This is a genomic window from Micromonospora sp. NPDC047793 (genome assembly GCF_040642635.1).
Classification (GTDB): domain Bacteria; phylum Actinomycetota; class Actinomycetes; order Mycobacteriales; family Micromonosporaceae; genus Micromonospora.
This window is the reverse complement of the sequence record NZ_JBEYSG010000001.1, coordinates 573,874-586,760: the sequence shown is the minus strand read 5'-3', so window position 1 is coordinate 586,760 and position 12,887 is coordinate 573,874. Positions and strand designations below refer to the sequence as shown.

The following is a 12,887-nucleotide window of genomic DNA, read 5'->3' as shown; positions in this document are numbered from 1 at the left end:
GACGCCCCTTCTTCGTGCCATGTCGATCAGGTCAGATGAGGGTGCGGCGCTGGCGGAGCCAGAGCACCGGACCGCTGACCAGGTAACCCACCACGATCAGACCGAACGTGACCCGGATGTCGATCAGCGCACCGAGCACCGGGACCACCCAGACCCACGGCGGAAGCTTGACCAGCCGCGCGAGCTTCGCGTACGGGAAGCTGCTGACCATGGTGAAGGCGAGCAGCGCCACCCCGGCGACCTGCACCAGACCCGGCACCGGCAGGCCGATCACGACCATCAGGGCGAGCACGGCCGCCGCCATGGTGGTCGGCACGCCGCAGAAGAAGCGGCCGTCCTGGGGTGAGACGTTGAAGCGGGCCAACCGGATCGCGGCGCACGCGGCGACCAGTGCGGCGGCCACCCCGGCGGCGGCCATCGGCACCTCACCGGCGAGCGAGGCGTAGACCACCACCGGTGCGGCGAGACCGAACGAGCACATGTCGGCGAGCGAGTCCATCTGCGCGCCGAAGGGGCTGGAGACCCCGAGCTTGCGGGCCAGCGCGCCGTCGAGGCCGTCGAAGGCGACGCAGGCGATGAGCAGCAGGGCCGCCAGTTGTACGTCGCCACGCATGGCGACGAAGATCGCGTTGATGCCCAGCACCAGGCTGGCCAGTGTGCAGGCGTTGACCAGGGCGAACTTCATCCGCCGGGCCATCGTCCGCTCACCGGGGAGCAGCGGGATCGGTGTCTGGGCGCTCTCCTCCACCGGAGCCGGCACGACGGCGGGGCTGACCGGGGCGATTGTCTCGATCCGTGTGCGGTGGAACCGCTGCAGGCCGTACCGGCGACGCGGACGGTCCTGGTACCTCGGCTCGGGCAGCACGTCAGCCGTGCCGCCCCCCTCCACACCTCGACGACCGACGCGGACCAACAGGACCTGGCGGGCGAGACTGCCGCTGCGGCGCAGCGGGCCCGTCCAGTTGCGTCCGGCGGGACGCGGGCTGTCAGTGGTACGACGCCGGCGCCATGGGGCTCTCGGCACGCTTCCTCCATCACCGGATCGTTGGCCGCCACCTGGGGCCGGCGTCCGGCTCTCTCGTGCCGGGTCTCTTCGACCCGGCAGCCGTTTTGCGGAGTACACCATTGCATAGGGGGACGGGGATTGGCGATAGCTACCGGCGCTACTTATATCTGCCTCAACCGTGCAAACCGCCGTCTTATTCCCATCCCGGGACATTCTTGCCCGTATTCAGTGTCAGCGCTGCCTCGACTGTACCGGAGCCGGTCATCCCCGGCCCGGTGAGCAGGAGCCCGGAGGGTGCCGCGACCAACGTCACACGAGCGTGTCGAGCGCCCGCGAGGCGATCTCCGTCATCGGCAGTTCTCGCAGCTCAGGAATGGTGAACCAGGCGGCTTGGGCGGTGGAGCCGCCGGCCAGTTCGGTCACCGCCGGAACGGTCGGAACATCGACCAGCACCCGATAGACGACCCGGATCCCGTGCCAGTCGATCGGATACCCTTCCGGACCTAGCGCGACCGGATTGTGCAGATTGTCCACTTCGATCAACTCGGTCACCCGACCCAGTTGTCCGGACTCCTCGACCAGTTCCCGTAGCAGCGCGGTGACCGGCTGTTCGCCATGATCAGTACCGCCGCCGGGCAGGTGCCAGCGGCCGGCACCCGGATAGCCGTCCGCGATCAACGACAGCAGCACCCGGCCCGCCGGGTCGGTGACCACGCCGTACGCCCCGAAACGCTGCCGTCGGCGCGGCTCGGGAGGCGGGAAGGGTGCCGTCCGGCGCAGCGCCGCCGACGGCAACGGGACCACCGGCAGACCGAGCGCCTCGGCCGTGAACGGCAGCAGCGGCAGCACGGACGCCTCGGCCGGGCTGCACCAGCGGGCGAGATCGGTGCTGCCGATCGCCTCGGCCCGCAGCCGCCCGCCCAGCGGGTTGACGTCGAACAGCACCCGGTCGGTGTGCAGGGCCACCCCGAGGTCCGGATAGGGCGTCACGTCGGCGACCACCGCCCGCAGCCCGGTCACCTCGACGACCAGGCCGGTCTCCTCGGCGCACTCGCGGACCACCGCGTCGGCGGGATGCTCGGCGTGCTCCAGGCCACCGCCGGGCAGCGACCAGACCGCGGGGAAGTCCGCCTCCGCCGAGCCCCGCACCAGAAGCATGCGCCGCTCGGCGTCCCGCAGCACCCCGTACGCACCGACCCGCCGCAGCTGTTCCACGTCCCGACCCTAGTCCGGCGTCCGGAGCGGTCACCGGACCGGTCTAGATCGATCATGAAGTTGACGGGTGCTCGCCGCCAACCCCACGATCGTCGGACGGGTGACGTCAGGTCAGTCGAGCCGCCTGCACGGCCTCCGCCGTGACCTCGGTGAGGCGGTCGGTGGGCAGGGCGCCCAACTCCTCCCGCGCGAACCAGCGGGCCTCACAGGTGGAACCACCGACGTCGGCGACGGTGGGCGGGGCGGGCTTGTCGACCACGACCCGGTAGAAGGCACGGACGCCGTGCCAGTCGATCGGGTAGCCCTCCGGGCCGAGCGAGGCGGCGTCCCGGTGGCTGGCGACCCCGAGCAGCTCGACCAGCCGCCCGTCCTGCCCGGTCTCCTCGACCAGTTCCCGGATCAGCGCGGCACCCGGCTGCTCGCCGTAGTCGGTGCCGCCACCGGGCAGGTGCCAGCACCCCGCACCCGGGTAGCCGTCGGAGACCCGGGTCAACAGCACCCGCCCGTCCGGGTCGGTGACGACGGCGTACGCGGCGAAGCGCTGCGCCCGGTGCAGCCCGTCCGGGCCGGGCACCGCATAGAAGGAGGGAAACTCCGGCGCCTCGTCGGGGACGATGTCCGCCGAGGAGGCGGGCAGCCCCAGTGCACGGGCGGTGAAGGAGCGCAGCGGCAGGCGCTGCGCCTCCTCCCGGGTGACCCAGCGGACCAGGTCGGTCGGCCGGTCGACCCGGTCGGTCAGCGAGCCGCCCCGGACCGAGACCCGGTAGAGCAGCCGGTCGGTGTGGATGGTGATGCCCCGCTCGGGCAGGGCACGCATGTCGGCAAGGACGTCCTGGAGGCCGGCCACGGCCACCGACAGCCCGGTCTCGGCGGCGGTCTCGCGGACGACGGTGTGGTGCGGGTCCTCGCCGTGGTCGACAGCCCCACCGGGCAGGGACCACGTGCCGGGTGTGCCGGAGCGCTCCGATGCGCGGACCAGCAACACTCGGTCAACCGAATCAGCACAGACTGCATATGCCGCGATCCTGCGCAGCGGCTCCAGCATGGTGGTCACGGAGCCAAATTCTCCCCGTGTCCGGTTACCGCAGCGGAAAAGAGTCGGATTCCTGACTGATCACTCGCCCCTGAGGGGCAGGTCAGGGTAAGACTCCGGGCCATCACCGAGGTCGATGAGCGTCGCGACGCGGACCGTGGAGTCATGACTTCCACATCGCAGGCCCCGTACAAGCAGTTGCGCCGCCCGACCACCGACCGGATGATCGCCGGTGTGGCCAGCGGCCTCGGCCGGTACTTCGCCGTCGACCCCACCCTGGTCCGCGTCGCCTTCGCCGTCGGCACGTTGCTGACCGGCGGGATCGCCGCGCTCGCGTACCCGGTCATGTGGTTCCTGATGCCCGAGGAGCCGGCCGGTGCGCCGGCCTGGCCGCACCCGGCGGACGCGACGCCCCACGCCGCGCCGCCGCCCGGACCGGCCGGTGGCCCGTCGCACCCCGCCTGGCCCTTCCCGGCCCCGGGAGCGGCCCCCACCGGCCCGGTGACCACCCCGCACGCACCCCCGCAGGCGCCGGTCGTCGGGCCGGAGCCGATCGTCGAATCGGGGCCGGAGGCCGGGCCACAGCCGACCCCCGGAACGTCACCTCAGCCGCCGGACCGACCGGCCGTCTGAGGCGTCACTCCCACTCGATGGTGCCCGGTGGCTTGCTGGTGACGTCCAGGACCACCCGGTTCACCTCGGCGACCTCGTTGGTGATCCGGGTGGAGATCCGGGCGATCACGTCGTAGGGCAGGCGGGACCAGTCGGCGGTCATCGCGTCCTCGCTGGAGACCGGGCGCAGCACCACGGGATGACCGTAGCTGCGCCCGTCGCCCTGCACACCGACGCTGCGCACGTCGGCCAGCAGCACCACCGGGAACTGCCAGACGTCGCGGTCCAGCCCGGCGGCGGTGAGCTCCTGGCGGGCGATGAAGTCGGCCCGGCGCAGCAGGTCCAGTCGCTCCCGGTCGACCGCACCGATGATCCGGATGGCCAGGCCCGGGCCGGGGAACGGGTGCCGCCAGACCATCGCCTCGGGCAGTCCGAGCTGGAGACCGAGCGTACGGACCTCGTCCTTGAACAGCGTGCGCAGCGGCTCGACCAGGGCGAACTTGAGATCGTCGGGGAGCCCGCCGACGTTGTGGTGGCTCTTGATGTTGGCGGTGCCGGTGCCGCCCCCGGACTCGACCACGTCCGGATAGAGCGTGCCCTGCACCAGGAACTCGACGTCACCGTGGGCGGCGACCTCACGGGCGGCGGCCTCGAAGACCCGGATGAACTCCCGGCCGATGATCTTGCGCTTCTGCTCCGGGTCGATCACCCCGGCCAGCGCGCCGAGGAACCGGTCGGCGGCGTCCACCACCTTGAGCTTGATGCCGGTGGCGGCGACGTAGTCCTTCTCCACCTGCTCGGCCTCGCCCGCGCGCAGCAGGCCGTGGTCGACGAAGACGCAGGTGAGCTGGTCACCGACGGCCCTGTGCACCAGCGCGGCCGCCACCGCGGAGTCGACCCCGCCGCTCAGCCCGCAGATGACCTCCTTGTCACCCACCTGCTCGCGGATCCGGGCCACCTGCTCGTCGATGATGTTCTCGGCGGTCCAGGTCGGCTCGATCTCGGCGATGTCGTACAGGAAGCGGGTCAGCATCTCCTGCCCGTGCGCGGTGTGCCCCACCTCGGGGTGGAACTGCACCCCGGCCCGCCGACCGGCCAGGTCCTCGAAGGCGGCGACCGGCGCACCGGCCGACTCGGCGGTCACCGTGAAGCCCTCGGGCGCCTCGGTGACGCAGTCGCCGTGACTCATCCAGACCGGCAGGTCGGCTGGCAGGTCGCGGAGCAGCACACCCGGGTCGAGCAGGCGGGGCCGCAGCGGGGTGCCGCCGTACTCGCGGTTGCCGGTGCGGGCCACCGTGCCGCCGAGCGAGCGGGCCATCGCCTGGAACCCGTAGCAGATGCCGAAGACCGGCACGCCGGTGTGGAACAGCCCGTCGTCCACCTGCGGCGCGCCCGGCTCGTAGACGCTGGAGGGGCCACCGGAGAGGATGATCGCGGCCGGGTTCCGGGCCAGCATCTCGGCCACGGGCATGGTGTGCGGGACGATCTCGGAGTAGACCCGCGCCTCGCGTACCCGGCGGGCGATCAGCTGGGCGTACTGGGCACCGAAGTCGACCACGAGGACAGGACGCGGCAGGCTCATGTGCACGAAGCCTACCGACAGTCACCGGTCGCCCCGGTCGCGCCCTGCGCGGTCCCGTCACCCGTCCCGTGGCCGGCCTCGGCGGGTCACGAGCCGCCCTGGTCAGCCAGCGCTCCGGGTGCGCCCGGCGGCACGGCCGGACGGTGCGGGCGGACCGCGGTGAGCCGCCGGTACGGCGCGCCGAGCGGCGGACGCGGGTCGACCTCACCCCGGTTCGGCCAGAGCGACGTGGCGCGCTCGGCCTGGGCGGTGATGGTCAGCGACGGATTCACCCCGAGGTTGGCCGAGACGGCGGCACCGTCCAGCACGTGCAGCCCCGGGTGGCCGTGGACCCGGTGGTACGGGTCGACCACCCCGTCGGCGGGGGACACGCCGATCACCGCGCCGCCCAGGATGTGCGCGGTCATCGGGATGTCGAACGGCTCGGTCAGCGCGCCGCCCGGCGTACCGTCGATCTCCTCCGCCAGCAGTCGCGCGGCCCGGTGGCCGGCCGGGATCCAGGTCGGGTTCGGGACGCCGTGGCCGGGGCCGGAGACCAGCCGGCCGCCGAACGGCCCGCGCCGCCAGCGGGTGGTGAGCGAGTTGTCCACCGACTGCATGACCAGGGCGATCACGGTGCGTTGCGACCAGCCACGGACGGAGAGCATCCGGACGGCCCGGCCGGGATGCCGGACCAGTTGCCCCAGCCAGCGGCGGACCCGGTGCGGCCCGCCCTCGACCAGCAGCGTCTGGAGCAGTCCCATCGCGTTCGCGCCCCGCCCGTACCGGACCGGCTCGACGTGGGTCTGCGGGTCGGGGTGGAACGAACTGGTGATCGCCACCCCCTCGGTGAGGTCGACACCGCGTGCCCGCGCCTGCCGGCGGGACATCGAGGCACCGAGGATCGCCTCCGAGTTGGTGCGGGTCAGCTCACCGAGGCGGGGCGAGAGACCGGGCAGCGCGCCGACGGCCCGCATCTCGTGCAGCAGCCGCTGGGTGCCCAGCGCACCGGCGGCGAAGACCACCTGGTCGGCCTCGATCACCTGCCGACGCCGCCGCAGCCAGGACCCGGTGCGTTCGGTGTGCACCCGGTACCCGCCCCCGACCGGCCGGACCTCGGTCACCGTGGTCAGCGGACGCACCTCGGCACCGAGCCGCTCGGCCAACCAGAGGTAGTTCTTGACCAGCGTGTTCTTCGCGCCGTGGCGGCAGCCGGTCATGCAGGCGCCGCAGTGCGTGCAGCCGGTGCGCGCGGGACCGGCACCCCCGAAGTACGGGTCGGCGACCGACTCGCCGGGCCGCCCGATGTGCACGCCGACCGGGGTCGCGTGCACGGTGTGCCCCACCCCCATCCGCTCGGCCACCCGCCGCATCACCCGGTCCGCCGGGGTGAGCAGCGGGTACGCGGTGACCCCGAGCATCCGTTTGGCCTGGTCGTAGTGCGGGGCGAGTTCGGCACGCCAGTCCGTGACGTCCCGCCACTGGGGGTCGTCGTAGAACGCGTCCAGCGGCTCGTAGAGCGTGTTGGCGTAGACCAGCGACCCACCGCCGACACCGGCTCCGGACAGCACCAGCACCCCGCCGCCACGTCGCCGGTCGGCGGCCCGCAGCAGGGTGAGGCGTTGCAGGCCGAAGCAGCCCAGCCGGGGCGCCCAGAGGAACCGGCGCAGCCGCCACGAGGTCCGGGGGAACTCGTCGTCGGCGAACCGCCGGCCGGCCTCCAGCACGCCGACCGTGTAGCCCTTCTCGGCCAGCCGCAGCGCGGCGACACTCCCGCCGAAGCCGGACCCGATCACGACCACGTCGTACCGCATGCACGCATCATTACTCGTGAGTAGATCTCGCGCCAGGCGCGGTTTTCGCGCCATCATGCAGCGCACCCGACCGCCGTGGGCCCGACGCGTGCCACGACGCCGTCCCGGACGCCCGCGGACCGGTCCGTGGCAACCCGGCCCGCCGTGCGGCGGCGGCCCGGCATCGCAGGAGGAGGCGGGGGATGACGTTCGGAGGAAACCGTAGACGGCTGACACTGGCGGTGGCCGGCCTGGTCACGGTGGCGGTGGTGGCCGTCGGCGCGGTGGCGGTGGCCCGGACGGCCGGCGACGACCGCACGCCGACCGCCGCGCCCACCGACGTCGCCACCTCGCCGAGTGCGTCGCCCAGCCCCGTCCCGAGTACGCCCCCACCCGGCGCCGACATCACCGGCCCGCTCAACCTGCTGCTGGTCGGCATCGACACCCGGGTCAGCGTGCCCGGCTGGCAGCCGAACGCCGACGCCGTCCTGGTGCTGCACGTGCCGGCCGGACTGTCCCGGGGGTACCTCTTCTCGCTCCCCCGCGACCTGCTGGTGGACATCCCGGCGTTCCCGGACGCCGACTACCGGGGCGGGCGGACCAAGCTCACCCACGCGATGAGTAACGGCAGCCGGGTCCCGGGCCGACCGAACGAACCGGACCCGGCCCAGGGGTACGAGTTGCTGCGCCGCACCGTCAGCGAGTACACCGGGCTGCGCATCGACGCGGGCGCGGTGCTCACCTTCGGCGGCTTCGACAAGCTGGTGGACAGCCTCGGCGGCGTGGACATCCGGGTCGACCAGCGCGTCGTCTCCCGGCACCGCCAGCCGGACGGCAAGCACCGCCAGCCCGGCCCGGGTGTCGGGGGTTACGTCGGGCCGAGGATGGTCTACGAGCCGGGCGACCGGCACCTCAACGGCTGGCAGGCCCTCGACTACGCGCGCCAGCGCTACCTGCCCGGTGGCGACTACACCCGGCAGCGCCACCAGCAGCAACTCATCCGTGCGCTGATCGGCAGGATCCTCGCCGACGACCTGGGCCGGCAACCGCAGCGCGTCGAGCAGGTGGCCGCCGCGCTCGGCGACGCCATGATCTATGTCGGCGGGCGGCGGATCGTGGAGTTCGCGTACGCCCTCAGCACGCTGTCACCGGACACGCTCACGCTGGTCGGCCTGCCCGGGGCGTCGGTCGGCCGGGGCGGCGCGTACCGGGGCGAGGAACTGACCACCGTCGGTCGCCGGTTCCTGGCCGCCCTGCGCGCCGGACGGGTGGACGCGTACCTCGCCGACCACCCGAAGCTCACCGTGCCGGACTGAGCGGCGCACGGCGGCCTGCCGTCTGTCGCCCTGCCCTCCGCCGTCTGGCAGACAGGCGGTCGGGGCGGGTTGGGTGGTCAGGGTAGGCCGGGCGGGGTGGAGCCGGTGAGCCAGGTGTCGAAGAAGGTGCCCAGCGACCGGCCGGAGACCCGCTCGGCCAGGGCGACGAAGTCGCTGGTGGTGGCGGTGCCGTCCCGGCGTTCGGTGGTCCAGGAGCGCAGGATCTCGAAGAAGGCGTCGTCGCCCACCGTACGGCGCAACGCGTGCACCACCAGCGCCCCGCGTTTGTAGACGGCGGTGCTGAACATCTGGCCCGGACCGGGGTCGAGGGTGGGCCGCGACCAGTCGGTGTCGGCGTACTGGAGTTCGAAACTGCGCTGGGCGGTACGCCCACCGTCGTGCTCCGCCCAGAGCCACTCGGCGTAGCTGGCGAAGCCCTCGTTGAGCCAGATGTCGCCCCAGCGGGCCAACGCCACACTGTTGCCGAACCACTGGTGCGCCAACTCGTGCGCGACCACCGCATCGTTCGGTTCGCCGTCACGGAAGAAACCCGGGCCGTAGACCGGCCGCGACTGCGTCTCCAACGCGTACCCGATGCGGCTGTCGTCGACCACCACCCCGCCGTACGCCTCGAACGGGTACGGCCCGAAGCGACCGGCCAGGAAGTCGGCGATCTCGCCGGTGCGGGCCAGTGACCGTGCCTGCGGACCGGTGGCCGGCATCCCGGTCGGTACGGCGGTGACCAGCGGCTTGCCACCGTGGGTGCCGGTCTCGACCCGGTAGTCACCGATCACCAGCGTGGTCAGGTAGCTCGCCATCGGCGACCGCTCGGCCCACCGCCAGGTGGTCCAGCCGTCGGTGCTGGTCCGCTCCCCCGGCACCCCGTTGCTCAACGCGGCGAGACCGTCCGGGACGGTCACCTCGATGTCGTACGTGGCCTTGTCGGAGGGGTGGTCGTTGACCGGGAACCAGGTCGACGCCGAGCGCGGCTGGCCGAGCGCGATCGCGCCGTCGTCGGTGTGCTGGAAGCCGCCGCTGCCCAACACGTTGTCGGCGATCGGCTGCGGCACACCGGCGTACGTCACGTCGACCGTGAACCGGCTGCCCTCGGGAAGTCCCCGGCGCGGGGTGACGGTCAGTTCACCGTCGGCGTGCCGGTGCTCGGCCGGTGCGCCGTCCACGGTGACCGTGTCGACCGCCAGCCCGGTCAGGTCCAGGTTGAAGCGGGACAGTCCGTGGGTCGCGGTCGCCCTGACCTCGGCCCGGCCGGCGAGCCGGTCGTCGGCCGGGTCGTAGCGCACCACCAACCGGTAGTGGTCCACGTCGTACCCGCCGTTGCCGCTGCCCGGCACGTACGGGTCGGCCAGGTCGACGCTGCCCGCCCGGAACCCGTCGCGGTCCGCGGGCTCGCGGTCACCCGTGCAGCTCACCAGCCCCACGGCGGCCACCACGGCCACCACGCCAGCCCGCCACCGCCGCCCCGCACCCCTGCTCATCCGCCAGAGCCTACCGCCGCCCACGTCATCGATCATGGAGTTGTGGCGGCGGCGAACCGGGCAAACCAATACAGGTCGCCTGCCACAACTCCATGATCGACGGAGCGACGGGTGAGGGCGGGGTGACGGGTGGGGTCAGCGGTCGAGGACCAGGCCGACGCGCTGGAACTCCTTGAGGTCGCGGTAGCCGCACTTGGCCATGGCCCGGCGCAGGCCACCGAAGAGGTTCAGCTGGCCGTCGGGCTCGTCGGCGGGGCCGAACAGCAGGCGCTCCATCGAGCCCAGCGGCTCACCGGCGACCTCGAACGCGCCCCGGGGCAGCGACGGGTGGCTGGCCGCCGAGTGCCACCAGGCCCCACCGGCCGGCGCCTCGGCGCAGAGCGACAGCGGCTCGCCGAGCATCACCGCGTCCGCCCCGCACCCGAGCGCCTTGGCGATGTCGCCGGAGGTACGGATGTCGCCGTCGGCGATCAGGTGCACGTACCGGCCACCGGTCTCGTCCAGGTAGTCCCGGCGGGCCGCGGCGGCGTCGGCGATCGCGGTGGCCATCGGCACCCGGATGCCGAGCACCGATTCGGTGGTGGACCACTCGTCCCCGCCGATGCCGACGATCACGCCCGCCGCACCGGTCCGCATCAGGTGCAGCGCGGTCTTGTAGTCGGTGCAACCGCCGACGATGACCGGCAGGTCGAGGTCGGCGATGAACTCCTTGAGGTTGAGCGGTTCGTCGGTGGTCGAGACGTGCTCGGCCGAGACGATCGTGCCCTGGATGACCAGGAGGTCGACGCCCGCGTCGAGGATGACCGGAGCCAACGCCAGGGTGTGCTGCGGGGACACCCGGACGGCCACCGTGCTGCCGCCCTCCCGCAGCTCGCGGACCCGCTCGGTGATCAGGTCGGGGCGGATCGGCTCGGCGTACACCTCCTGGAGACGCTTGGTGGCGCGGGCGTCCTCGCCCAGGTCGGACAGCTCCTCCAGCACCTTGGCCGGGTTCTCGTACCGCGTCCACAGCCCCTCGACGTTGAGCACGCCGAGACCGCCCAGTTCGCCGAGCCGGACCGCCGAGGCCGGGCTCATCGTCGCGTCCGAGGGGTGCCCGACACAGGGGATGCCGAACTGGTACGCGTCGAGCTGCCAGCCGGTGGAGACGTCGTCGACGTCCCGGGTGCGGCGGCTCGGCACGATCGCGATGTCGTCCAGGTGGTAGCCGCGCTGCGCGGTCTTGCCCAGCCCGATCTCGACCACGTCACGCATGGGGACTCCAGATGTCTTCGGGGGTGGAGGGGGTGATCAGCGGGTGTGGTAGTTGGGCGCCTCGACGGTCATCTGGATGTCGTGCGGGTGGCTCTCCTTGAGCCCGGCCGCCGTGATCCGGATGAGCTGACCGCGCTCGTGCAGCTCGGAGATGCTCTCCGCGCCCGCGTACCCCATCGCCAGCCGCAGGCCGCCGACGAGCTGGTGGGCCACCCGGGCGAGCGGTCCACGGTAGGGAACCTGGCCCTCGACGCCCTCCGGCACCAACTTCTCGTCGCTGGTCACGTCCTGCTGGAAGTAGCGGTCCTTGGAGTACGACTTGGCCTGGCCCCGGGACTGCATGGCACCGAGCGAGCCCATGCCGCGGTACGCCTTGAACTGCTTGCCGTTGACGAAGATCAGCTCACCCGGGCTCTCCTCGCAGCCGGCCAGCAGGCTGCCGAGCATCACCGTGTCGGCGCCGGAGACCAGCGCCTTGGCGATGTCGCCGGAGTACTGAATGCCGCCGTCACCGATCACCGGCACACCGGCCGGACGGGCGGCCCGGGCGGCCTCCATGATCGCCGTGATCTGCGGCACGCCGACGCCGGCCACGATCCGGGTGGTGCAGATGGCACCGGGGCCGACACCCACCTTGACGCCGTCGGCACCGGCGTCGACCAGGGCCTTCGCCCCGGCGTAGGTCGCCACGTTGCCGCCGACGATGTCGATCGCCACGTCCTTCTTGAGCCGGCTGACCATCTCCAGCACGGCCCGCTGGTGCCCGTGCGCGGTGTCCACGATGATCACGTCGACCCCGGCGTCGACGAGCGCGCGGGCCCGCTTGTACGAGTCCTCGCCCACGCCGATCGCGGCGGCCACCCGCAGCCGGCCCGCGTCGTCCTTGGTGGCGCTCGGGTACTGCTCGCTCTTGGTGAAGTCCTTGACGGTGATCAGCCCGCGCAGCTTGCCGGAGCCGTCGACGATCGGCAGCTTCTCCACCTTGTGCTGGCGCAGCAGGTCGAGCGCGTCCTCCTTGCTCACCCCGACCGGCGCGGTGACCAGCGGCGCGCGGGTCATGATGTCGCGCACCGGGGTGGCCGGGTCGGAGACGAAGCGCATGTCGCGGTTGGTGACGATGCCCACGAGCTGGCCCTGCCCGTCCACCACCGGCACACCGGAGATGCGGTAGCGCCCGCAGAGCTGGTCCACCTCGCGCAGCGTGTCGTCCGGGCTGGCGGTCACCGGGTTGGTGATCATGCCGGACTCGGAGCGCTTGACCAGGTCGACCTGGAGCGCCTGGTCCTCGACCGAGAGGTTGCGGTGCAGCACGCCGATGCCGCCCTGACGGGCCATGGCGATCGCCATCCGCGCCTCGGTGACGGTGTCCATCGCGCTGGAGAGCAGCGGGATGGAGAGCGTCACGTTGCGGGTCAGTCGAGTGACGGTGTTCACCCGACTGGGCACCACGTCCGACTCGCCGGGTTGGAGCAACACGTCGTCGAAGGTCAGCCCCAGCGGCACCACCCGGGCGGAGCCGGCCGGCAGCTCGGGCAGATGGCCGCTCAGCTCGCCACCCTCGGCGCCGGCGAAAAGGTCGGAACGGGGCGAATTCTCCACGA

At 72.4% G+C, this 12,887-nt stretch carries 9 protein-coding genes and 1 pseudogene; 2 read left to right on the top strand and 8 right to left on the bottom strand.

Features of this window, described 5'->3' with window-relative positions; translation table 11 throughout:
- Positions 1-31: 31 nt before the first annotated feature.
- The 3 genes from ABZ738_RS02715 to ABZ738_RS02705 form a co-directional block, all read right to left on the bottom strand.
- Positions 32-949 (bottom strand): CDP-alcohol phosphatidyltransferase family protein, encoded by a 918-nt coding sequence (locus tag ABZ738_RS02715; protein WP_131053301.1) that lies wholly within the window; start codon positions 947-949, stop codon positions 32-34.
- Positions 950-1,315: 366 nt separating this feature from the next.
- Entirely contained in the window at positions 1,316-2,221 is a 906-nt protein-coding gene (locus ABZ738_RS02710; protein WP_357210510.1) for an NUDIX domain-containing protein, read from the bottom strand.
- Positions 2,222-2,327: 106 nt separating this feature from the next.
- Positions 2,328-3,275, bottom strand: coding sequence for an NUDIX hydrolase (locus ABZ738_RS02705; RefSeq protein WP_131053291.1), 948 nt, complete (start codon positions 3,273-3,275; stop codon positions 2,328-2,330).
- 144 nt (positions 3,276-3,419) lie between these two features.
- Between ABZ738_RS02705 and ABZ738_RS02700 the strand changes: the two are divergent.
- A pseudogene (locus ABZ738_RS02700) lies at positions 3,420-3,653 on the top strand (PspC domain-containing protein); the annotation flags it as partial.
- Between the two features lie 238 nt (positions 3,654-3,891).
- Here ABZ738_RS02700 and guaA read toward each other — a convergent pair.
- Positions 3,892-5,448, bottom strand: coding sequence for a glutamine-hydrolyzing GMP synthase (gene guaA / locus ABZ738_RS02695; protein WP_131053293.1), 1,557 nt, complete (start codon positions 5,446-5,448; stop codon positions 3,892-3,894).
- A gap of 86 nt (positions 5,449-5,534) precedes the next feature.
- Positions 5,535-7,241, bottom strand: a complete 1,707-nt coding sequence (locus ABZ738_RS02690; protein ID WP_357210506.1) for a GMC family oxidoreductase — start codon at positions 7,239-7,241, stop codon at positions 5,535-5,537.
- Positions 7,242-7,423: 182 nt separating this feature from the next.
- Here ABZ738_RS02690 and ABZ738_RS02685 point away from each other — a divergent pair, with 182 nt between their 5' ends.
- Entirely contained in the window at positions 7,424-8,536 is a 1,113-nt protein-coding gene (locus tag ABZ738_RS02685) for an LCP family protein (protein WP_357210503.1), read from the top strand.
- Between the two features lie 77 nt (positions 8,537-8,613).
- On the opposite strand, the gene ABZ738_RS02680 is transcribed toward ABZ738_RS02685, so the two are convergent.
- The 3 genes from ABZ738_RS02680 to guaB all read right to left on the bottom strand — a co-directional run bounded on the left by ABZ738_RS02680 (position 8,614) and on the right by guaB (position 12,885).
- Positions 8,614-10,032, bottom strand: a complete 1,419-nt coding sequence (locus ABZ738_RS02680; protein WP_357210500.1) for a M1 family metallopeptidase — start codon at positions 10,030-10,032, stop codon at positions 8,614-8,616.
- A gap of 135 nt (positions 10,033-10,167) precedes the next feature.
- Positions 10,168-11,286: a GuaB3 family IMP dehydrogenase-related protein gene (locus ABZ738_RS02675; protein WP_131053297.1), complete on the bottom strand. Its 1,119-nt coding sequence runs from the start codon at positions 11,284-11,286 to the stop codon at positions 10,168-10,170.
- Positions 11,287-11,322: 36 nt separating this feature from the next.
- A complete protein-coding gene (guaB, locus tag ABZ738_RS02670) occupies positions 11,323-12,885 on the bottom strand; it encodes an IMP dehydrogenase (RefSeq protein WP_176095206.1) in 1,563 nt (520 codons plus the stop codon).
- Between the last annotated feature and the right edge of the window lie 2 nt (positions 12,886-12,887).